This window comes from Roseateles sp. P5_B10, from assembly GCF_056400485.1.
On sequence record NZ_JBFULE010001519.1, the window covers coordinates 1 to 651 of the forward strand.

Annotated in this window: 1 protein-coding gene; it reads left to right on the forward strand. The window is 59.1% G+C overall.

All coding sequences use genetic code 11. From position 1 onward, the window contains the following. A partial coding sequence (locus AC1DU6_RS34355; protein WP_477862940.1) for an ABC transporter substrate-binding protein occupies positions 1-635 on the forward strand: 635 nt, incomplete at its 5' end. Between the last annotated feature and the right edge of the window lie 16 nt (positions 636-651).

Consider the following 651-nt stretch of genomic DNA (forward strand, 5'->3'; position numbering starts at 1 on the left):
CCAACAACCCGAACATCAAGACACTCGCTGACTTCACCGAGAAGGACCGCATAGCGCTGCCGTCAGTTAAGGTCGGCTTCCAGCCGATCGTGCTGCAGATGGCCGCGGACAAGGCGTTCGGAAAATACGACAAGCTCGACGAACTCACCGTCAGCATGCCGCATCCGGACGCAACGGCGCAGATCCTGTCGGGACGTTCCGAGATCACCGCGCACTTCACCTCGCCACCATTCTCGCAACAGCAACTCGCCAGCGGAAAAGTGCACGAGGTGCTGAACAGCTACGACGTGCTCGGCGGCCCGCACACTTTCAACGTGGTCTATGCCACCACCAAATTCGTCAATGACAATCCGAAGACGATCCAGGCCTTCGTGCGCGGCCTCGACCGCGCCAATGACTGGATCAAAGCCAATCCGAAAGAAGCCACCGCGCTTTACATCAAGGCGGAAAACTCGAAGCTTGCGCCGGATTTCGTCGAGAGCATCATCCGCGACAAGAACATCAACTTCACGACAATTCCAGAAGGCGCGCAGAAATTCGCCGACTTCGAAGCCAAGGTCGGCCTCATCAAACAGGCCCCGGCGTCGTGGCGGGATCTGTTCTGGTCCGGCCTCGGGGAAAAGCCGGGAAGCTGACGTGAACGTCGCGCCG